This is a genomic window from Kitasatospora sp. GAS204B (genome assembly GCF_029892155.1).
Lineage (GTDB): Bacteria > Actinomycetota > Actinomycetes > Streptomycetales > Streptomycetaceae > Kitasatospora.
In genome coordinates this window covers 131121-151107 of sequence record NZ_JARZAG010000022.1, presented here as the reverse complement: position 1 = coordinate 151107, position 19987 = coordinate 131121, and the positions used below count along the sequence as shown (strand labels likewise).

Sequence of the window (19987 nt, the reverse complement as noted above, 5' to 3'; positions counted from 1 at the left end):
AGGTGCCCGGTCTGCTCGACCAGCTTTTCCCGCGCTCGACGGCTTCGAGGCGGTGATCACGTACGAGAGCGTCCCGCACGATGACACCCTCACTGGTGGACCAGGTCCAGTAGCCAGGTGACGACCGCTCGGGCAGTGCCGGAGACGAATCCACTCAGGACAGCACGGGTCAGGGCCGTGCGTTCGCGGCGGGCGAGACGCTTGCGGGGCATCGCTACTCCTGAAGTCGTGATCAGCGCGTTGTCGGCCGACCGTTCGCTGCCCAGGTTCGCCCCCGCGTGGAGGCTGACGCCCAGTTGCGACAGGACCGGGGTGCGCAGCGGCACCGGTGCGGGCCAGGACAGGGAGCGCAGCCGGGCGGAGGATAATGAAGCGATGAGTAGCGACGAGAGGGGCGGCTCGGTGAAGCGGCCGCGGTTGTTGCAGCGGGCGCAAGTACGGCCGGGGCCGTTACGGGACCTGAAGGACCTGTTGTACAAGGCGTATCTGGCAGCTGAGGCCCCGACTCTGGAGGAGATCGCCGCGGATACCGCTGACCGTCACGACTTGGCAGGGGCGCCGCGCCGCGACACCGTCCGGCGCTGTATCAGTTCACCGGAGCTACCGGCCAGCCAGCCTGACACGGTCGCCGTCGCCGTCGTGCTCGCCCGCCGTGCCGGCTGGGATGAGAGCGATCTGGCCGTGCGGATCAGGGAGTTGTGGGTCAAGGCCCTGATGACCGAGCCGATGGGCCTGCCGATCGGTACGTTCACCGATCCGTTCGCCCTGGAGGTACACCGGTCGATCGAGGTCGCGCCGATCCACGCCGGGTCCGAACTACCGGCGCTGCCGCGCTACGTCGCTCGCGCGCATGACGAGCAACTGCGAACCGTCATCAGGTGGGCTACCGAGGGCAGGAGCGCGATGGCCGTGTTGGTAGGTGGATCGTCCTCAGGCAAGACTCGGGCTTGCTGGGAACTGGTTCAGGCACTGCCCGCAGAGTGGCGGTTGTGGCACCCCTTCGATCCCGGCCGGTCCGAAGCCGCTCTGGAGGGAATGGACCAGGTCGGGCCGCGGACCGTTGTCTGGCTCAACGAAACCCAGCACTACCTGCTCACTCCTGCCACCGGACTCGGCGAACGGCTGGCCGCCAAGCTGCGCACCCTGCTACAGGACACCGACCGCGGACCGGTGTTGATCCTGGGAACCGTGTGGCCCGAGTACTGGGCGGCACTGACCTCCCCTCCCCACGACGGCGAGGCCGATCCGCACACGCAGGCCCGCGCCCTGCTCACCTCCGTCAGCACCGTCGTCGACGTACCGGACGTCTTCACCGGCCCGGACCTGGATGCCCTGAGCGCTGCGGCCGACCGTGATCCGCGCCTCGCGCAGGCGGTCGAGCGCGCGGAACAGGGGCAGATCACCCAGTACCTCGCCGGAGGCCCGGCCCTGATCGAGCGCTATCAGACCGGGGCCCCGGCCGCGAAGGCCCTGATCGAGGCAGCAATGGATGCCCTGCGCCTCGGACACGGCCCTTCTCTGCCCCACGACTTGCTCGCTTCGGCGGCCGAGGGCTACCTCACCGACACCCAGTGGGACCAGTTACCCGATAACTGGCTCGACCAAGCCATCGTCTACACCACTCAGAGCCTCCGCGGCGCCCGTGGTCCGCTTACCCGAATCCGCCCTCGCCGCAGCCAACCGCCCCGCTCCCAGCCGCACTACCGGCTCGCTGACTTCCTCGAACAACACGCCCGACAGACCCGGCGCACCACTCCTGTCCCCACCGCGTTGTGGAACGCCCTCATCGACCACGCCACCCCGACCTTCCGCACCAGCCTCGCCCAAGCAGCCGACAACCGCGGCCTCCTGCGCATCGCTGCTCGCCTCGACACCAGCGCAGCCGCCGCCGGTGACACCAGCGCCCTGGTGCGGGTGGCCAGGCGCCTGGATGAGGCAGGGCGATCTGACGAGGCGCGCAACTGGTACCTACGCGCGGTCGAGGCCGGCGACCCCGACGCCCTCCGGGAGGCCGCCGACCGGTTGGAAGGAACTGGGTGGACCGAGGAAACACTCGCCGGCCTGCGGCCCTTCGGGGACGCCGGTGATGCCAGAGCCGTGTGGAGGGCGGCTGAGCGGCTGGATCAGGCGGGTCGGAGGGAGGAGGCACTCATCTGCTACCAGCGCGCCGCCGACGCCGGCCACCCCGGCGGCGTAGTCCGGGTGGCCAGATTACTGGGGCGGTTGGGCCGGTTTGACGAAGCGGCCCTGTGGTACCAGCGCGCCGCCGAAGCCGGCGAACCCGGTGCCGTAGTCCGACTGGCCTGGGTCCTGGAGCAGGCGGGGCGTTTCGACGAAGCACTCCCCTGGTACCAACGCGCCGCGCAGGCTGGCGACCTGGGAGCCCTGGGGCAGGTGATTGGGCCAGATCAGGCCCGACATGCGCAGGAGGCACTCATCTGGATGCGGTCACGCGCCGACGCGGGCGACTCGGAGGCGCTGGCCGAGGCGGCCTGGCTACTCAAGCAGGCAGGGAGACTTGAGGAGGCGCTCGCCTGGTACCAGCGCGCCGCCGACGCCGGCCACCCTGGCGCCCTGCGCGAGGCCGCCGAGCTGCTGGAACAAGTGGGACGGGCTGACGAGGGGACGAGACTGAGGCAGTTCGGGTGGGAGCCGGACGGGCGGATCGCAGAGCGTTGGGAGGTTCTGCTGCCGCAGGCTGGATCAGTCGGTGGCAAGTACCCGTAACAGCCGCCGCAGCGGCAGTTACGTGGCCTTGCGCGATCGACCGAGGCGGTAGGTCCGCCGGGCCGTCCCGCCGAAGAGTTCGGCCTGCTCGTCCGCGCTGAGGCCGGCGGTCAGAGTGCGGGCGGTGGACAGTACCGTGCCGTAGGAGGCGGCGAGCAGGCAGACCGGCCAGTCGGAGCCGAACATCAGCCGCCGGGGTCCGAAGGCGTCGATCGCCGCCTGCGCGTACGGGCGCAGCGAGGCCATCGTCCAGTTGGCCCAGTGCGCCTCGGTGACCAGCCCGGAGAGCTTCGCCACCGTGTTCGACAGTGCGGCCAGCTCGCGGACCAGGTCGACCCAGGGCGCCAACTCGCCGGTTGAGATGGGTGGTTTGCCCAGGTGGTCGAGGACGAAGGTGAGTTGCGGCAGGAGTCGGGCGGCGGCGATCGCGGCCGGCAGTTGGTGCGGCAGCACCACCAGGTCGTAGGCCAGGTCGGCGTCCGCCAGCGCGGCCAGGCCGCGCAGTACCTCGGGGCGCAGCAGCCAGTTCGGGTCCGGCTCGCCCTGCACCTGATGCCGGATGCCCACCAGGGCTTCGCCGCCCGGCAGTTCGCGCAGCTCGGCCAGCACCTCGGCGATCGCGGGGGAGGTGAGGTCGGTCCAGCCCACCACCCCCGCCACCAGGGGGCTGCCGGCCGCGAGCGCGAGGAACTCCGGCGTCTCCGCCGCCACCGTGACGGTCTGCACCAGCACGCTGGCGCCGACCCCTGCGGCGGCGGCCTCGGGCGCCAGGTCGGACAGTGAGAAGTTCCGTCGCAGCGGGGCGAGTTCGGGGCCGACCAACCAGTCCTGGTCGCGCACCGACAGGTCCCACAGGTGGTGGTGCGCGTCGACGATCGGTGGTGTGCTCACAGCTGCCACACCACCGGCAGCCCCGCCCCGGCGCCCTCGGCCGAGTAGTCGTGCACCACGTCCAGCAGTTCGGCCATCCGGGCCTGCCAGGCGATGTTGACCGGCAGCTGCTCCAACTCCGCCAGCAGGCGCCCGTAGTCCTCGCAGTCCAGCAGGTGGAACAGCTCGGTGCCGCTGCGCCAGATCGTCCAGGAGTGCACCCCGGCCGCGCGGATGGCGGCCGTCAGCTCCTCGGGCACGGCCCGGTGGGCGTCCTCGTACTCGGCTATCCGGTCGGCCCGGACCCGGGTGTGCAGGGCTATCCGCATGGCTACTCCTCCTTGGACCGACCGGGCTCGGTGACGACGACCACGTCCAGCGTGCGCGGTCCGTGCACGCCCTCGACGCGGTCCAGTTCGATGTCGCTGGTGGCCGAGGGGCCGGAGATGAAGGTCAACGGGCGCCGCGGGTCCAGCCGTTCGAGCGCCTCGGGCAGGTCGCCGACCACCTGGTCGGCCCGCAGGACGCACAGGTGGTAGTCGGGCAGCAGCGTCAGCGCGCGGCGGCCCTGGCCCGGACCGCCGTCCAGGACCAGGGTGCCGGTCTCCGCGATGCCGAGCGCGGCGGTCGACAACACCGCGTCGGTCGCGTCGAGCTGACCGGTGGTCAGCTGCGGGTCGTCGGAGAGTACGGTGAACGGGCCGGCCGGCAGCCACTCGGCGCGGAAGCCCTCGGGCACCACCACCTGCCGTGCGCCCCGTTCGGTCAGCGCCGCGCCGAGCGCCGCCGCCAGCTCCGGCTCGGCGACCAGCCGCACGGTGGCCTGGTAGTCGGCCACCCGCTCGGCGAACCGGCCGACCACATCCGCCCCGGCGTGGCTGCGCCGGTAGTCGCGCGGCACCGGGACATCCTCGGGTCGTTCCTCGGCCGGCACGTCCGCGAGGGCGGCGCGGATCCGGCCCAACATGGTCTCGCGGCTGCTCACCGGCCGGTCTCCTCGGGGTGCGTCCGCTGCCACCAGGCGCGGAAGGACTCGGCCGGCGGCACCGGCAGGTCGCGGGTGTCGGACCAGGCGTGGAAGGGGCCGGGCAGCGGGCCGATCCGGCCGCCGCGCCCGACCAGCCGGCCGCCGAGCGCGCCGGCCTTCTGGGCCATGCTGAGGCGGCCCGGTGCGGCCAGCACCTGGGTGGCCGCCCGCATCACCAGCGACTCCATGGTGGGCACGGTCCGCCCGCGCTTGGCGTCGACCACCTTGGCCCGCAGGTGCACCAGCACCTCGGGAATGTTGATCTTCACGGGGCAGGCGTCGTAGCAGGCCCCGCAGAGCGTGGAGGCGAAGGGCAGCGAGTCCGCCCCGTCCTCGCTGCCACGACCCACCCCGGCGAGCTGCGGGGTCAGGATGGCGCCGATCGGTCCGGGGTAGACCGACCCGTACGCGTGGCCGCCGACCCGCTCGTAGACCGGGCAGACGTTCAGGCAGGCCGAACAGCGGATGCAGCCGAGCGCCTGACGGCCGACCTGGTCGGCCAGGGTGGCGGTGCGACCGTTGTCCAGCAGCACCAGATGGAAAGTTGACGGTCCGTCACCTTCGTGGACGCCCGTCCAGGCCGAGGTGTAGGGGTTCATCCGCTCGCCGGTCGCGGAGCGCGGCAGCAACTGGAGGAAGACCTCCAGGTCGGCGAAGCTCGGCACCACCTTCTCGACGCCCATCACGGTGATCAGGGTCTCCGGCAGGGTCAGGCACATCCGGCCGTTGCCCTCGGACTCCACCACCAGCACGGTGCCGGTCTCGGCCACCGCGAAGTTGGCGCCGGAGATGGCGACCTTGGCGCGCAGGAACTTCTCGCGCAGGTGCAGTCGGGCCGCCTCGGCCAGCGCGCGCGGCTCGTCGGTCAGTTCGGCGGGCACGTCGGCCATCCTGGTGCGGAAGATCTCGCGGATCTCGGCGCGGTTGCGGTGGATCGCGGGCACCAGGATGTGCGAGGGGCGGTCGTCGGCCAACTGGACGATCAGCTCGGCGAGATCGGTCTCGTAGGCGGCGATGCCCTCGGCGGCCAGCGCCTCGTTCAGCCCGATCTCCTGGGTGGCCATCGACTTGACCTTGACCACCTCACGCGTTCCCCCGTCCGGGCCACCGGTGGCCTTCACCAGCTCGACGACGATCCGGTTGGCCTCGGCCGCGTCGGCGGCCCAGTGCACGGTGCCGCCGGCGGCGGTGACCGAAGCCTCCAACTGCTCCAGGTACCGGTCGAGATGGCGCAGCGTGCGGAGCTTCAGCGCGGCGGCGCTGTCCCGCAGCTGCTCCCAGTCGTCCAGCTCGGCGGAGACCCGCAGCCGCTTGTCGCGGATCGTCCCGGTCGCCTTGCGCAGATTGCGGCGCAGTTGGGTGTCGGTGAGCGCTTTCCGGGCAGCCTGTGGGAAGGCCGGCGTGCCGAGCCAGACCAGACCGTCGCTCATCGCGCCCCTCCTTCGGTCGAAGCCGGTCCTTCGGTCGCGGCCAGGATCTCGGCCAGGTGCACGGTGCGCATGCCGGTGCGCAGGCGGCCGAGGCCGCCGCCGATGTGCATCAGGCAGGAGTTGTCGCCGGCGGTGAGCACCTCGGCCCGGGTGTCCAGCACCTGGCGCATCTTGTCGGCCAGCATGGCGGCCGAGACGTCCGGGTTCTTCACCGCGAACGTGCCGCCGAAGCCGCAGCACTCCTCGGCGCCCGGCAGTTCCACCAGCTCGATGCCCTTGACCGCGCGCAGCAGCCGCAGCGGCCGGTCGCCAACCCGCAGCATCCGCAGCGAGTGGCAGGTGGGGTGATAGGTGACCCGGTGCGGGTAGTAGGCGCCGACGTCGGTCACCCCGAGCACGTCCACCAGGAACTCGGACAGCTCGTACACCTTCGGCGCCACCTCCTCGACCGCCCGGCGCAGGCCGGGGTCGTCGGCGGCCAGCAGCGGGTGGTTCTCCCGCACCATCCCGGCGCAGGAGCCGGACGGGGTGACCACGGCGTCGTAGCCGGCGAAGGCCCCGGCGAAGCGGCGGACCAGCGGCAGCGCCTCGGGGCGGTAGCCGGTGTTGAACTGCGGCTGCCCGCAGCAGGTCTGCCCGAGGGGGAAGTCGACCTGGTGGCCCAGCCGTTCCAGCAGGCTGACCACCGCCCGGCCGGTCTCGGGAAAGAGCGTGTCGTTGAAGCAGGTGATGAACAGGGCTACCCGCATGGCCCCTCCGTTCTCATGAGCTCTCCGTCCCCGGGACCGGTACGTCTGCGGCCAGCAGACCGGTGGCGCGCAGATCCTCCCACAGTGCGTCAGGAACGGGCAGGCGTAGCATCGCCGCGGCGTCCTGCGCCTGAGCGGCGGAGCGCAGACCGACCAGCACGCCGGCCACCGCCGGGTGCCCGAACGGGAATTGCAGCGCCGCCGCCCGCAGCGGCACGCCGTGCCGCTCGGCAAGCGCTTTCAGCCGCAGCGCCCGGTCCAGCAGCGGCGCCGGCGCGGTCGCGTAGTCGAAGGTGGCCTGCGGCGTCGGGTCGGCCAGCAGGCCGGAGTTGAACACCCCGCCGATCACCACCGAGACCCCGCGCCGCCCGGCCTCGGGCAGCAGCTCGGCCAGGCCGTGCTGGTCCAGCAGCGTGTAGCGCCCGGCCAGCAGCACGGCGTCCAGGTCGGTCTCCCGGACGAACCGGGTGAGCAGCTCGGCCTGGTTCATGCCGGCGCCGATCGCGCCGACCACGCCTTCGTCGCGCAGCCGGGCCAGCGCCGGATAGGCCTCGGAAAGCGCTTGCTCGGCGTGGTCGTCCGGATCGTGCAGGTAGACCAGGTCGATCCGGTCCAGGCCGAGCCGGGTCAGGCTGGCCTCGATCGAGCGCCGCACGCCGTCCGCGCTGAAGTCCCAGCGGCGCCGGTGGGTGGCCGGCACCGCGAAACCGTTCGCCAGGTCGTCGCCGTCGGGCTCGGCGAGCGGATCGAGCAGCCGGCCCACCTTGGTGGAAAGCGCGTACTCCGCGCGCGGGTGCCCCCGCAGCACCTCGCCCAGCCGGCGCTCGGAAAGCCCGAGGCCGTAGTGCGGCGCGGTGTCGAAGTAGCGCATGCCGCTCGCCCAGGCCGCCTCGACGGCCGCCGCCGCGTCCTGCTCGCCGACCGGGCTGAACAGGTTGCCGATCGCCGCGGCACCGAAGGAGAGCGCGCTCACCGCGACGCCGCTGCGCCCGAGCCGCCGCGCGGTGCCCGGTTCCAGCACCGTCACGACTCGGCGGGCCGCAGGCGCAGCCCCTGCATCCCGCCGTCCACGGCCAGCGCCGTGCCGGTGACCGAGCCTGCCGCCGGGCTCGCCAGGTAGACGATCGCGGCGGCCACTTCCTCGGCGCTGACCAGCCGGCCCATCGGCTGCCGGGCGTTGAGCGCGGCCCGCTCCGCCGCCGGGTCCTCGGCGGCGTCCAGCAACCGCCCCACCCACGGGGTGTCGGCGGTGCCGGGGTTGACGCAGTTGACCCGGATGCCCTCGCGGACGTGGTCGGCGGCCATCGCCAGGGTCAGCGAGAGCACCGCGCCCTTGCTCGCCGAGTACAGCGCCCGCTGCGGCAGCCCGGCGGTCGCGGCGATCGAGCAGGTGTTGACGATCGCGGCGGTCCGCCCCGGGCGGGACAGGACGGAGTGCCGAAGGTGCGGCAACGCGGCGCGACTGGCCCGGACCAGGCCGAGCACGTTGACGTCCAGCACCCGGTGCCACTCGTCGTCCGGGTTGCCCTCCACCGTCCCGATCGCGCCGATCCCGGCGTTGTTGACCAGTACGTCGAGCCCGCCCAGCAGTTCGGCTGCCTGCCCCACCGCCGCCCGCACCGACGCGTCGTCGCGCAGGTCGGCGGCCAGGCCGTGCAGCGGCTTGTCCACGGTGTCGACCGCGAGGTCCAGTACCGCCACCTCGGCGCCGCGTTCGGCGAGCAGCAGCGCGGTGGCCCGGCCGATGCCGGAGGCGCCGCCGGTGACCAGGGCGCGCAGGCCGGTGAAGTCCGTCATCAATGAGTTCCTTCCGTACGGGCGAGGTCGGCGGCCCAGAAGCCGCCGTCCGGGTAGCTGAAGCGGGCGATCGACTCCGGCAGCATCTGCGCCGAGAAGCCGGGCTCGCGCGGCGCGCGGTAGTGGCCGCGCTCCATCGTCACCGGGGCCAGGAAGTGCTCGTGCAGGTGGTCGACGTACTCGATCACCCGGTCCTCGGTGCTCCCGGAGAGTGCCAGGTAGTCGAACATCGAGAGGTGCTGGACCAGTTCGCACAATCCCACACCGCCCGCGTGCGGGCAGACCGGCACGCCGAATCTGGCGGCCAGCAGCAGGATCGCGAGGTTCTCGTTGACCCCGCCGACCCGGGCCGCGTCCAGCTGCAGCACGTCGATCGATCCGGCCTGGAGCAACTGCTTGAAGACGATCCGGTTCTGCACGTGCTCACCGGTCGCGACCTTGATCGGGGCCACCCCGGTGCGGATCGCCGCGTGCCCGAGCACGTCGTCGGGGCTGGTCGGCTCCTCGATCCAGTACGGGTCGAACTCGGCCAGCGCCTTGGTCCAGGTGATCGCCTCGGCCACGTTCCAGCGCTGGTTGGCGTCGATCGCCAGCCGGATGTCCGGACCGACCGCGGTGCGGGCGGCCCGGCAGCGGCGGATGTCGTCCGCCAGGTCGGCGCCGACCTTGAGCTTGATCTGGGTGAAGCCGTCGGCCAGCGCCTGCTGGGCGAGCCGGGTGAGCTTCTCGTCGGAGTAGCCGAGCCAGCCGGGGGAGGTGGTGTAGCCGGGATAGCCCACCCGCAGCAGCCGGGCCTCGCGCTCGACCCGGCCCGACCGCCCCCGCTGGAGCAGTTCGAGTGCCTGATCAGGCGTCAGAGCATCGGTGAGATAACGGAAATCGACCTGCGAGACCAACCATTCGGGGGTGGCGTCGGCCAGCAGCCGCCAGAGCGGCTTGCCCTCGCGCTTGGCGGCCAGGTCCCAGACGGCGTTGACCACGGCGCCGATCGCCATGTGCATCACGCCCTTCTCGGGGCCGAGCCAGCGCAGTTGGCTGTCACCGACCAGCGTCCGGTTCAACGAGGCCGGGTCCGCGCAGAGTTCGGCCACCGGCAGGCCGATGACGTGCTGGCGCAGCGCGTTGATCGCCGCGACCTGGACGTCGTTGCCGCGCCCGATGGTGAAGCTGAAGCCGTGTCCCTCCAACCCGTCGCCCGCGTCGGTGCGCAGCACCAGATAGGCGGCCGAGTAGTCCGGGTCGGGGTTCATGGCGTCCGACCCGTCCAGCTCCCGCGAGGTGGGGAAGCGGATGTCGTAGGTGTCCACGGCGGTGATCCGGGCGACGGCGGCCACAGGGCGGTCCTCTCTCAGGCTTGGACGAAGGTCTGGCGCTGGCTGCCGAGGCCGTCGATCGCCAACTCGACACGCTGGCCGGGGCGGACGTACGGCTGATCGGGCAGGCCGAGCGCGACGCCGGCCGGGGTGCCGGTGTTGATGACATCACCGGGTTCCAGGACCAGGTACTGGCTCAAGTACCAGACCAGGTAGGGGACGTTGAAGATCATCTGCTTGGTGCTGCTGTGCTGGCGGGCGGTCCCGTCCACCGACAGGCGCAGTTCCAGTGCCTGCGGGTCGGGGATCTCGTCCGGCGTCACGAGGTAGGGGCCGAGCGGGTTGAACGTCTCGCAGGACTTGCCGAGGTCCCACTGTCCCGAGAACTCGAGCTGGAACTCGCGCTCCGAGACGTCGTTGCTGATCGTGTAGCCGGCGATGTGCTCGACCGAACTCGCGGGGGAGTCCAGGTAGCGGGCCCGCCGCCCGATCACCACGGCCAACTCGACCTCCCAGTCGGTCTTCCGGGAGTTCCGGGGGATCAGCACCTCGTCGTACGGGCCGACCACGGTGCCCGGGTCCTTCATGAAGACCACCGGGCGCTGCGGGATCGCCGCACCGGTCTCCTGCGCGTGGTCGCGGTAGTTGAGGCCGATGCAGACCACCTTGCCGGGGCGCGCCACCGGCGCGCCCACCCGCAGGCCGTCCAGGGCCAGCTCGGGCAGCAGGCCGGCCGCCAGGGCGGCGCGCAGCCGGGCGATGCCGTCGGCGGCCAGGAAGCGGCCGTCGAACTCGGCGGTGACGGACGAGGCGTCGTAGCCGCGGCCATCGGCGGTGAGTACCGCGGGCCGCTCGGCACCGATCGGTCCCAGACGCATCAACTTCATCGGGAGGGCTCCCATACATCGGATGATTGCTGTCGTGGAGCTGGACTCTACGAGTCGTCACCACGGAGGGCAAGGGATTCATCCGAGGTCTTTCGGCCCGTCAGTCCGAAGCCGGGCGAAAAGCTACCGTCAGGCCTCTTGCGGGGGCCGGATGCAGGGTCTAGCGTCCACGGAGCCGGGGATTCACCCGATGAATCACCGGCCCGGCCACCTCCGTGCAGGTGCGCCACGTCGCGTGCCTTCCAGGCCGTGTGACCCAGCTCCTGCCGAAGCCGACAAACCTCGGATGTTAGAAGGAGTCAGAACGTGCAGACCACCCTCTCCCGGAGTGCGGCCACCCTCGGTGCGGCAGTCCTGCTGATCGGGCTCGCCACCGGCTGCGGCCGTGGTGGCGGCAGCGGTTCCGCCTCCGCCAAGCCGGCCATCGGCATCGATCTGCCGCGCTCGGACTCCGACTTCTGGAACTCCTACGCGCAGTACCTCAAGGCCGACGTCAGCGGCGACGGCGCCCACACGCTGCCGATCAGCAGCTCGCAGAACGACGTGACCAAGCTGGTCGCCAACGTCCAGGCCTTCGAGAACACCGGGGCCAAGGCGGTCGTGATGGCGCCGCAGGACACCGGTGCGATCGCCTCCACGCTGGACCAACTGGCCGCGAAGAAGATCCCGGTGGTCAGCGTGGACACCAGACCCGACAAGGGCAACGTGTACATGGTGGTGCGCGCCGACAACCGCGCCTACGGCACCGAGGCCTGCCAGTTCCTCGGCAAGCAGCTGGGCGGCAAGGGCAAGGTCGCCGAGTTCGAAGGCGACCTCACCTCGATCAACGGACGCGACCGCTCGGAGGCGTTCGCCGACTGCATGAAGCAGAACTACCCCGGCATCCAGGTCTTCGCGCTGCCCACCAACTGGGACGGCTCGGTCGCCTCCAGCAAGCTGCAGACCACCCTCGCGCAGAATCCCGACCTGAACGGCATCTACATGCAGGCCGGCGGCGTCTTCCTGCAGCCGACCATCGCCCTGCTCCAGCAGAAGGGCCTGCTCAAGCCGGCCGGCCAGCCGGGCCACATCAGCATCATCTCCAACGACGGCATCCCGCAGGAGTTCGACGCGATCCGGCAGGGCCAGATCGACGCCACCATCTCGCAGCCCGCCGACCTCTACGCCAAGTACGCGCTGTACTACGCCGAGGCGGCCACCCAGGGCAAGACCTTCCAGCCCGGCCCGACCGACCACAACTCCACCATCATCAAGCTCCCCAACGGCCTGGAGGACCAACTGCCCGCGCCGCTGGTGACCAAGGACAACGTGGACGACAAGAGCCTGTGGGGCAACAACGTCTCGCACTGAGACACGCTGCTCCAAGGACGACGAGTTCCAGGCAGGCCGAGCTCCAAGCACGACGAGCTCCAAGCACGACGAGGAAAGGACAGGCTGCACGATGCCGGAGAGCACACCCGTCCCGGTGGTCGAGGCCAGCGGGATCTCCAAGCGGTTCGGCGCCACCGTCGCCCTGCGCGAGGCGCGAATCGCCGTGGCGCCGGGCGAGTCGCACGCACTGGTCGGCCGCAACGGCGCGGGAAAGTCCACGCTGGTCTCGATCCTGACCGGCCTGCAACGGCCGGACACCGGCACCCTGCGCTTCTCCGGCGCACCGGCGCCGGCCTTCGGTGACACCGACGGCTGGCGCGCCAAGGTCGCCTGCGTGTACCAGCGTTCCACCATCATCGGCGGCCTGAGCGTCGCCGAGAACCTCTTCCTGAACAGGCAGAGTCCGAACCGGCAGACCGCGTTCGGCCTGCGCCCGATCCGCTGGCGGCGACTGCGCGAGCAGGCCGCCGAACTGCTCACCGGCTACGGCGTCGAGGTCGACCCGGCGGCCCGGGCCGAGGACCTGACCGTGGAGCAGCGGCAGTTCGTCGAGATCGCCCGGGCGCTCTCGTTCGGCGCCCGGTTCATCATCCTGGACGAGCCGACCGCGAAGCTGGACGCCCGTGGCATCGAGCGGCTCTTCGGCAAGCTGCGGGAACTGCAGGAGCAGGGCGTCGCGTTCCTGTTCATCTCGCACCACCTTCAGGAGGTCTACGAGCTCTGCACCAGCGTCACGGTGTACCGGGACGCCCGGCACATCGTCACCGCCCCGGTGGCAGAGCTGGACCAGGCGGCGCTGGTCGAGGCGATGACGGGGGAGAGCGCTGCCAGCACCGCACCGGCGCCGGTGGCCCGCCCCGCGCTCGCCACCGAGACACTGCTGGCGGTGGACGGCCTGACCCTGGCCGGTGCCTACCGGAACGTGGATCTCACGGTGCGGGCCGGCGAGGTGGTCGGCCTGGCCGGCGCGACCGCGAGCGGCAACGTGCGGCTCGGCGAGACGCTGGCCGGCCTGCACCGTCCGAGCTCCGGGCGGATCAGTGTGGCCGGCAAGGCGGTGCGCACCGGTGACATCCCGTCGGCGCTGGCCGCCGGCGTCGGTCTGGTCCCCGAGGACCGTCACCGCCAGGGCCTGGTCGCCGGGCGCAGCGTGGCGGAGAACGCGACCCTGACGGTCAGTTCCCAGCTCGGCCCGTACGGCACCGTGCTGCCCGCCCGGATCGCCGCCTTCGCCGGCCGGATGATCGAGGACCTGGACATCAAGACCCCGGGCCCTGACGCGCCCGTCTCGGCGCTGTCCGGCGGCAACCAGCAGAAGGTGGTGATCGCCCGCGCGCTGGCCACCGACCCGCACGTGCTGGTCGCGATCCGCCCCACCAATGGCGTGGACGTCAAGTCCAAGGAGTTCCTGCTCGCCCGGATCCGCCAGGTGGCGCAGGCCGGTCGAGCCGCCCTGATCGTCTCGGACGAGCTGGACGACCTGCGCTCCTGCGACCGCGTCCTGGCGATGTTCCACGGCGAGATCGCCGGCGAGTTCGCGCCGGGTTGGAGCGACGAGCACCTGGTCGCCGCGATGGAGGGCATGGCGCACGACCGGGCCGCCGCCGTCCCCGCGTCCGACCACACCGGCCCCGCGCGCGGCCACGACACCATCGAAGAGGACCACCATGTCTCCCACGACTGAAAGCGCTGTCCCCCCGCTCGCCGTCGGCCCCCGGCGCAAGCTGAACCTCCAGCGCTACCGCGATCTGTCGCTGGTCCCGGTGCTGCTGGTGCTCGGGGTGATCGGCTTCATCGTCTCGCCCGCCTTCCTGACCTCGGCCAACCTGATCGGGGTTGCGCAGCAGTCCACCGAGCTGAGCCTGCTGGTGCTCGCCGAGGCGCTGATCCTGATCTCCGGGCGGATGGACCTGTCGCTGGAGTCGACCATCGGCGTGGCACCGGTCATCGCCATCTGGCTGGTCCTGCCCAGCCACGGCGGGCGGTTCAACGGCCTTGGCCTGTTCCCCGGTTGGACGGCGATCCCGCTCTGCCTGCTGGCCGGCGCGCTGATCGGGGCGGTCAACGGCTTCCTGATCCTCAAGCTGCGGCTGAACGGCTTCATCGTCACGCTCGGCGCCCTGACCATGCTGCGCGGTCTCCAAGTGGCCCTCTCCCAGGGCCAGTCGATCGTCGACCTGCCCAGCTCCTTCAGCTACCTCGGCAGCGCGGCCTGGTTCGGCGTGCCGGCCGCGGTGTGGATCTGCGCACTGCTCTTCGCGCTCGGCGGCTGCGCGCTGGCCTGGCTGCGGCACGGGCGGGCGCTGTACGCGATCGGCGGCAACCCCGAGGCGGCGCGCACCGCCGGCATCCGGGTCGAGCGGGTGACCTGGGTGGTGCTGATCCTCGGCGGGCTGCTCGCGGCCTTCGCGGGCATCCTCTACACCGGCCACTACGGCTCCATCTCGGCCGACCAGGGCAGCGGTTGGATCTTCCAGGTGTTCGCCGCCACGGTGATCGGCGGCGTGAGCCTGAACGGCGGCCGGGGCACCCTGTTCGGCGCGCTGACCGGTGTGCTGACGCTCCAACTCGTCGTCAACGTCATGACCCTGGCGGGCGTGCCGCCGCTGTGGAACCAGTTCCTGAACGGTCTGATCATCATCGTCGCCCTGATCATCTCCCGGTTCACCTCGGGCGAGACCCAGGAGTGAGGTCGCGTCCCCGCGCGACCATGGCCTGCCCCCTTTCGCCCGTCCCCCTCGCACTTCCCCCCTTCGAGGAGCGTCATGACCCTGCTCCGGCGCGCGGCCACCGTGGTGGGCGCGCTGCTGCTGGCCCCCGGCCTGGTTCCCACCCAGGCCGGGGCCGCCACCCCCACGGTGCTCTACGCCGCCCCCCACGGCTCGGGCACCAGCTGCACCCTGGCCGCGCCCTGCGCACTGCAGGGCGTCAAGCAGAAGGCGCGCGGCCTGGCCAGGACCCAGACCGCCGACACCCATGTCTACCTGCGCGGTGGCACCTACCGCCTGACCAGCCCGCTCAGTTACGGCCCCGCCGACTCGGGCCAGAACGGCGCCAAGGTGGTCTATGCCGCCTACCCGGGCGAGAAGCCCGTGTTCAGCGGCGCCAAGCAGATCACCGGGTTCTCGCTCTTCGACAGCGGCAAGAACGTCTACCGGGCCGCAGTCCCCGCCGGGTCCCAGAGCCGGCAGCTCTTCGTGAACGGCGAGCGCGCCCAGCGGGCCCGTGGCCCGCTCAACCCCGGCTTCACCTTGCAGGGTTCGAGCTTCATCAGCAGCGACCCCTCGTACGCCGCGTTCACCAACCAGTCCGGCGTCGAGATCGTCGACAACGCCGACTGGAAGCAGATGCGCTGCCCGCTGGCGAGCATCACGGCCACCAGCAGCGGCGGTTCGAGCCTGAACGTCGACCCGACCTGCTTCGCGAACAACTACAGCGCGGTGCCCGACCCCGGTTTCCCGTTCAACGGCGCCGGCCTGCCCGCGCTCTCCGGTGTCAGCTGGGTGGAGAACGCTTACCAACTGCTCACCCAGCCGGGCCAGTTCTACCTCGACAGCCAGGCCGGCTACCTCTACTACGCACCCCGACCCGGCGAGGACCTGAAGACCGCCGACGTCGAGCTGCCGGTGCTGGACACGCTGGTCGATCTCGCCGGCACCCCGGGACACCTGGCGCCGGTCGACGACACCGACCCCGGCGCGCAGTACAGCGGCACCAGTTGGAGCTACGACAGCGGCCGCCCGTACGGCGACCTCGGCAACGACGTGCACGCCGCCACCGCCAACGGCGACTCGGTGAGCTACACCTTCACCGGCACCGGGATCGACGTCCTCGGTGAGGTCAGCAGCGACGAGGGCAGCTTCGACGTCTACGTGGACGGCGTCAAGGTCCAGGGCGCCACCGGCTACGGCCCGACCCGGCTCGCCCAGCAACGGATCGCCTCCGTCAGCGGCCTGACCAAGCGTCAGCACACCGTGAAGCTGGTCAAGACCGGCGGCCAGTACCTGGTGATCGACGGCTTCACCGTGATCCCCGACGCGCCGGCGCCGGTGCACGACATCAGCTTCCAGGGCATCACCTTCGCCTACGCGAACTGGCAACTCCCGTCCACCGCCGGCTATGTCGACAACCAGGCGGGCGTACTGTGGGACGCCACCACGCACGCGCCGACCCGGATCCCGGCCGCCGTCCAGGTGCACCGGGGCAGCGACATCAGCTTCACCGGTGACGAGATCGCGCACACCGGCGGCACCGGCATCGACCTCGCCGACGGCACCCAGAACTCCACCGTCACCGGCGACTGGATCCACGACACCGCGGGCGGCGGCGTCTCGGTCGGCGAGGTGGACGACTACTACCTCACCGACCCGACCCGCATGACCAGCGGCGACACCGTCTCGCAGAACTGGATCGACCACGTCGGCCAGGACTTCAGCGACGCGGTCGGCGTCTGGGCCGGGTACACCCGGAATCTGACGATCAGTCACAACGACATCGGCCACACCCCGTACTCCGGCATCTCGCTCGGCTGGGGCTGGGGCTACGCCTCCGGCTGCTCGCTGCAGGCCGAGCAGGGCCTGGCCAACCCCTGCCGGCACGGCACCGTCTACGCCGGCGGCAACCAGATCCTGGACAACCACGTGCACGACGTGATGGGCGTGCTGAGCGACGGCGGCCCGATCTACACCAATGGCGGCCAGGGTGGCGACGGGGGCTCGCTGACCTCGGTCCTCGCGGGCAACCTGGTCGAGGGTGGCAACCACACCAACAACATGCTCTACCAGGACGAGGGCAGCTCGTACTGGAACAGCCACGACAACGTGGCGCGGTTCGGCGGGCAGAACTGGTTCGGCATGTGGACGCCCACCATCCACGACATCGACGTGCACGACAACTACGCCGACAACGCGACCTACAACAACAACGGCAGCAACATCACCTTCAACCAGGCCACCGTGGTCAGCGGCGGAGCCTGGCCCGCCGCGGCACAGACCATCATCGCCGCCGCCGGGCCGGGCCCGGCCTACCAGCCGCTCACCGGGCAGCTGAACGACGACAACCAGGCCGTCACCTATACCGGTTCCTGGGCGCAGTTCGGCTTCCGCGGCAACGGCGACCTGAACGACGACATCCACTACACCACCACCAACGGCGACACCGCCTCGGTCGGCTTCACCGGCACCGGGATCTCGGTGCTCGGTGAGAAGTACTCCGACCAGGGCCAGGACGAGATCTTCATCGACGGCGTCTCGCAGGGCCTGGTCGACACCAGCTCGCCGACCCGACTCGGCGAGCAGGTCATCTACAGCACGTCCGGCCTGCCGCTGGGCAGCCACACCCTGCACGTGGTCAAGCGCAGTGGAACCTACGCGACCCTGGACGGCTTCGAGGTGGCGGCGAGCTACAACGACACGGCGCCGGCGATCAGTTACGCCGGCAGCTCGTGGGGCTACGCCGGCGGCCGCGGCGACGGGGACTACGGCGACGACGTGCACTACGCCACGGCGGACGGCGACTCGGCGAGCGTCACCTTCGTCGGCACCGGCATCAGCTTCGTGACCGAGACCGCTCCCGACGAGGGCCAGATCACCGTCTCGCTGGACGGCGCCGCCCAGGGCAGCGTCAACGCGGTCACCACCACCCGGCAGGCGCAGCAGACGCTCTACAGTGTCGGCAACCTGGCGCCGGGCCGGCACACGCTGACGCTCACCAAGGCGGGCGGCAGCTACCTGGTGGTGGACCGCTTCGACGTCCACTGACCGCGCTGGTGGCGGCGGCCCGGACGCCGCCGCCACCAGCGCGCCACGGAGCTGCCACACCTGATTCACCTTGCTCTACCTTTGAACCGGCATACCACCGAACCCGAAACGAGGCACCCGCCATGGCGGTCACCGACGAGGCGATCGAGAAGATCAAAGCCATGATCGTCTCGGGCGAACTCCCGGAGGGCTCGCGGCTCCCCAGGGAGGAGACGCTGGCCGCGACGCTCGGCCTCTCCCGCAACTCGCTGCGCGAGGCCGTGCGGGCGCTGGTCGCGATGCGCATCCTGGTCACCCGGCAGGGCGACGGCACCTACGTCTCCAGCCTGGAACCGCACCTGCTGCTGGACGGCCTCACCTTCGCCTCCGACGTCTCCCAGGGCCCGGCCGCCGTCCAACTCCTCCAGGTGCGCAGGCTGTTGGAGCCGCAAGCCACCTCGCTGGCGGCGGCCAAGGTGACCGACGAGGACCTCGCCGTGCTGCGCGAGATCCTCGACCAGTGCGCCGAGGCCGAGACGGCCGAGCAGTTCATCGAGTTGGACATGGCCTTCCACCGGCACATCGTCGGCCTGGTCGGCAACCCGGTGCTGGCCACGCTGCTGGAGATCGTCTCGACTCGCACCCAGCGGGTCCGACTGATCCGGGGCATCGACACCGCCGCCGCCTTCAGCTCCGCCCACCGCGAACACGAGGCCATCCTGGCCGCCTTGACCACCCGGGACGCGCCGCTGGCCGCAGCCGCCGCGATGGCCCATGTCGCGGCCGTGGAGCAGTGGGCGGCCGGCGGCGGGGTCTCCCGCAGCACGGCGCCCGAGCGACTGGCCGGCGGGGAGGGCCCGTCGGCCTGACGGATCCGTGGCCCGGCACGACCGAGCCGGCGCTCCCGAGGCGTATTTCTGGCCCGATTCCTGCCCGATATTCGCAAGGCCAGCTGGTAGCACACCTCATGAACCGTCTTGACAGTGTCCGGATGAACCGGATAGGAAAAAGACGACGCAGGAAGCTCCAGCCTCCTGGATGCCCCGGCGCGTCGAGACTCCTTGACGGAGAACGTGAACCGCGCTGGTCTTGTCGAAAAGGGGAATGCGACATCATGACACAGGAAGTCGCTATCGGCTCGGCTCGGTCGTTCGAAGACCTCATGAAGGAGGCTGATTCCGTCAGCGTGGACGGCTGGGATTTCTCCTGGCTCGACGGGCGAGCAAGCGAGGAACGTCCTTCCTGGGGTTATCAGAAGCTGATGAGCGCGCGTTTGGCATCCGCATCGGCCGCCCTGGACATACAGACCGGGGGCGGAGAAGTGCTCGCCGGGGCGCGCCGGCTGGCGTACAGGTTACCGCCCTACGCTGCGGCAACGGAGGGCTGGCCGCCGAACCTTGCGCGGGCCGCCAAGTTACTGCAACCCCGCGGTGTGACCGTTGTGCCACACCCGGATCAGCCACCATTCCCATTCGGTGACGAGTCGTTCGACCTGGTCACCAGCCGCCTCCCTTCCCCCGTGTGGTGGGCGGAGATCGCCCGCGTGCTCCAGCCTGGTGGCGCTTACTTCGCGCAGCACCTTGGGCCGGACACCCTCGCTTCTCTGGCGGAGTTCTTCGGTGCTCCGTGCGATACGGAGCTACAGAACCGGCGGCACCCTTACGCCGAGGCCGAGGCGGCCAAATCGGCGGGCCTGGATGTCGTTGACATCAGGTTCGAGCGGCTGCGCGTCGAATTCTTCGACATCGGTGCCGTTGTGTACTTTCTGCGCAAGGTCGTGTGGGCCGTACCCGGTTTCACCGTCGAGCGCTATCGTGATCGTCTTCGATCTCTGCACCAGCAGATCGTGGCCGAAGGGCCGTTCGTGACCTACTCGACGCGGACCCTGATCGAGGCACGCAAGCCCAAGCACGCTGAGGGCATGTACGACTTCGCACGTTGACGCAGTGAGGTCTTCCCAGCGAAATGATCTCCGCGAAGTGCGATGATCCGCGCGCTCCGAGGCGGATCGGGCGCGCGTTGGCCGATGTGCTGTCGGATTGCAACGGAAGAGGTTCGGTAGGCCCGGGTGACCGGTT

The 19987-nt window shown here is 70.8% G+C and carries 17 protein-coding genes; 7 read left to right on the top strand and 10 right to left on the bottom strand.

The annotated features are described in order from the left end of the window. Positions 1-89 precede the first annotated feature (89 nt). Positions 90-212 carry a hypothetical protein gene (locus P3T41_RS26955; RefSeq protein WP_280693109.1) on the bottom strand — a complete coding sequence of 41 codons (123 nt, stop codon included), beginning with the start codon at positions 210-212 and terminating at the stop codon, positions 90-92. 163 nt (positions 213-375) lie between these two features. On the opposite strand from P3T41_RS26955, the gene P3T41_RS26950 reads away from it, so the two are divergent. Beyond that, positions 376-2727, top strand: a complete 2352-nt coding sequence (locus P3T41_RS26950) for a tetratricopeptide repeat protein (RefSeq protein ID WP_280693108.1) — start codon at positions 376-378, stop codon at positions 2725-2727. 18 nt (positions 2728-2745) lie between these two features. Here the strand turns inward: P3T41_RS26950 and P3T41_RS26945 are convergent, their stop codons facing one another. The 9 genes from P3T41_RS26945 to P3T41_RS26905 are packed head-to-tail and all read right to left on the bottom strand — an operon-like array spanning position 2746 to position 10800. Beyond that, positions 2746-3618: an amidohydrolase family protein gene (locus P3T41_RS26945; RefSeq protein ID WP_280693107.1), complete on the bottom strand. Its 873-nt coding sequence runs from the start codon at positions 3616-3618 to the stop codon at positions 2746-2748. Next, the gene (locus tag P3T41_RS26940) at positions 3615-3926 is read right to left on the bottom strand and encodes an L-rhamnose mutarotase (RefSeq protein ID WP_280693106.1); all 312 of its coding nucleotides are present in this window, start codon (positions 3924-3926) and stop codon (positions 3615-3617) included. The genes P3T41_RS26945 and P3T41_RS26940 overlap by 4 nt, the downstream gene beginning before the upstream one ends. Before the next feature lie 2 nt (positions 3927-3928). Further along, positions 3929-4582: an LUD domain-containing protein gene (locus P3T41_RS26935; RefSeq protein WP_280693105.1), complete on the bottom strand. Its 654-nt coding sequence runs from the start codon at positions 4580-4582 to the stop codon at positions 3929-3931. Next, positions 4579-6054 (bottom strand): LutB/LldF family L-lactate oxidation iron-sulfur protein, encoded by a 1476-nt coding sequence (locus P3T41_RS26930; protein WP_280693104.1) that lies wholly within the window; start codon positions 6052-6054, stop codon positions 4579-4581. The genes P3T41_RS26935 and P3T41_RS26930 overlap by 4 nt, the downstream gene beginning before the upstream one ends. Further along, on the bottom strand, positions 6051-6803 hold the full coding sequence (locus P3T41_RS26925) for a (Fe-S)-binding protein (protein WP_280693103.1): 753 nt from the start codon (positions 6801-6803) through the stop codon (positions 6051-6053). The genes P3T41_RS26930 and P3T41_RS26925 overlap by 4 nt, the downstream gene beginning before the upstream one ends. A 13-nt stretch (positions 6804-6816) precedes the next feature. Continuing rightward, on the bottom strand, positions 6817-7824 hold the full coding sequence (locus P3T41_RS26920; RefSeq protein WP_280693121.1) for an aldo/keto reductase: 1008 nt from the start codon (positions 7822-7824) through the stop codon (positions 6817-6819). A gap of 2 nt (positions 7825-7826) precedes the next feature. After that, the gene (locus P3T41_RS26915) at positions 7827-8600 is read right to left on the bottom strand and encodes an SDR family oxidoreductase (protein WP_280693102.1); all 774 of its coding nucleotides are present in this window, start codon (positions 8598-8600) and stop codon (positions 7827-7829) included. Next, positions 8600-9934 (bottom strand): L-fuconate dehydratase, encoded by a 1335-nt coding sequence (locus tag P3T41_RS26910; protein ID WP_280693101.1) that lies wholly within the window; start codon positions 9932-9934, stop codon positions 8600-8602. Before P3T41_RS26910 ends, P3T41_RS26915 begins: the two co-directional genes overlap by 1 nt. Positions 9935-9948: 14 nt before the next feature. Next, a complete protein-coding gene (locus P3T41_RS26905; RefSeq protein WP_280693100.1) occupies positions 9949-10800 on the bottom strand; it encodes a fumarylacetoacetate hydrolase family protein in 852 nt (283 codons plus the stop codon). Between the two features lie 357 nt (positions 10801-11157). Between P3T41_RS26905 and P3T41_RS26900 the strand changes: the two genes are divergently transcribed. The 6 genes from P3T41_RS26900 to P3T41_RS26875 all read left to right on the top strand — a co-directional run bounded on the left by P3T41_RS26900 (position 11158) and on the right by P3T41_RS26875 (position 19851). After that, positions 11158-12150 carry a sugar ABC transporter substrate-binding protein gene (locus P3T41_RS26900; RefSeq protein ID WP_280693120.1) on the top strand — a complete coding sequence of 331 codons (993 nt, stop codon included), beginning with the start codon at positions 11158-11160 and terminating at the stop codon, positions 12148-12150. 91 nt (positions 12151-12241) lie between these two features. Next, positions 12242-13855: a sugar ABC transporter ATP-binding protein gene (locus P3T41_RS26895; RefSeq protein ID WP_280693099.1), complete on the top strand. Its 1614-nt coding sequence runs from the start codon at positions 12242-12244 to the stop codon at positions 13853-13855. Beyond that, complete coding sequence (locus tag P3T41_RS26890; protein ID WP_280693098.1) at positions 13839-14861, top strand: ABC transporter permease; 1023 nt, start codon at positions 13839-13841, stop codon at positions 14859-14861. The genes P3T41_RS26895 and P3T41_RS26890 overlap by 17 nt, the downstream gene beginning before the upstream one ends. A 75-nt stretch (positions 14862-14936) precedes the next feature. Next, positions 14937-17930, top strand: coding sequence for a hypothetical protein (locus P3T41_RS26885; RefSeq protein ID WP_280693097.1), 2994 nt, complete (start codon positions 14937-14939; stop codon positions 17928-17930). A gap of 122 nt (positions 17931-18052) precedes the next feature. After that, positions 18053-18778, top strand: a complete 726-nt coding sequence (locus tag P3T41_RS26880; RefSeq protein WP_280693096.1) for a FadR/GntR family transcriptional regulator — start codon at positions 18053-18055, stop codon at positions 18776-18778. Between the two features lie 245 nt (positions 18779-19023). Further along, positions 19024-19851 carry a methyltransferase domain-containing protein gene (locus P3T41_RS26875; RefSeq protein ID WP_280693095.1) on the top strand — a complete coding sequence of 276 codons (828 nt, stop codon included), beginning with the start codon at positions 19024-19026 and terminating at the stop codon, positions 19849-19851. The last annotated feature ends 136 nt before the right edge of the window (positions 19852-19987 follow it).

Coding starts and splice junctions, on each gene's coding strand:
- P3T41_RS26880 (WP_280693096.1), top strand. CDS start 18,053: ATGGCGGTCACCGACGAGGCGATCGAGAAGATCAAAGCCATGATCGTC.
- P3T41_RS26930 (WP_280693104.1), bottom strand. CDS start 6,054: ATGAGCGACGGTCTGGTCTGGCTCGGCACGCCGGCCTTCCCACAGGCT.
- P3T41_RS26950 (WP_280693108.1), top strand. CDS start 376: ATGAGTAGCGACGAGAGGGGCGGCTCGGTGAAGCGGCCGCGGTTGTTG.
- P3T41_RS26940 (WP_280693106.1), bottom strand. CDS start 3,926: ATGCGGATAGCCCTGCACACCCGGGTCCGGGCCGACCGGATAGCCGAG.
- P3T41_RS26895 (WP_280693099.1), top strand. CDS start 12,242: ATGCCGGAGAGCACACCCGTCCCGGTGGTCGAGGCCAGCGGGATCTCC.
- P3T41_RS26955 (WP_280693109.1), bottom strand. CDS start 212: ATGCCCCGCAAGCGTCTCGCCCGCCGCGAACGCACGGCCCTGACCCGT.
- P3T41_RS26890 (WP_280693098.1), top strand. CDS start 13,839: ATGTCTCCCACGACTGAAAGCGCTGTCCCCCCGCTCGCCGTCGGCCCC.
- P3T41_RS26885 (WP_280693097.1), top strand. CDS start 14,937: ATGACCCTGCTCCGGCGCGCGGCCACCGTGGTGGGCGCGCTGCTGCTG.
- P3T41_RS26925 (WP_280693103.1), bottom strand. CDS start 6,803: ATGCGGGTAGCCCTGTTCATCACCTGCTTCAACGACACGCTCTTTCCC.
- P3T41_RS26905 (WP_280693100.1), bottom strand. CDS start 10,800: ATGAAGTTGATGCGTCTGGGACCGATCGGTGCCGAGCGGCCCGCGGTA.
- P3T41_RS26875 (WP_280693095.1), top strand. CDS start 19,024: ATGACACAGGAAGTCGCTATCGGCTCGGCTCGGTCGTTCGAAGACCTC.
- P3T41_RS26915 (WP_280693102.1), bottom strand. CDS start 8,600: ATGACGGACTTCACCGGCCTGCGCGCCCTGGTCACCGGCGGCGCCTCC.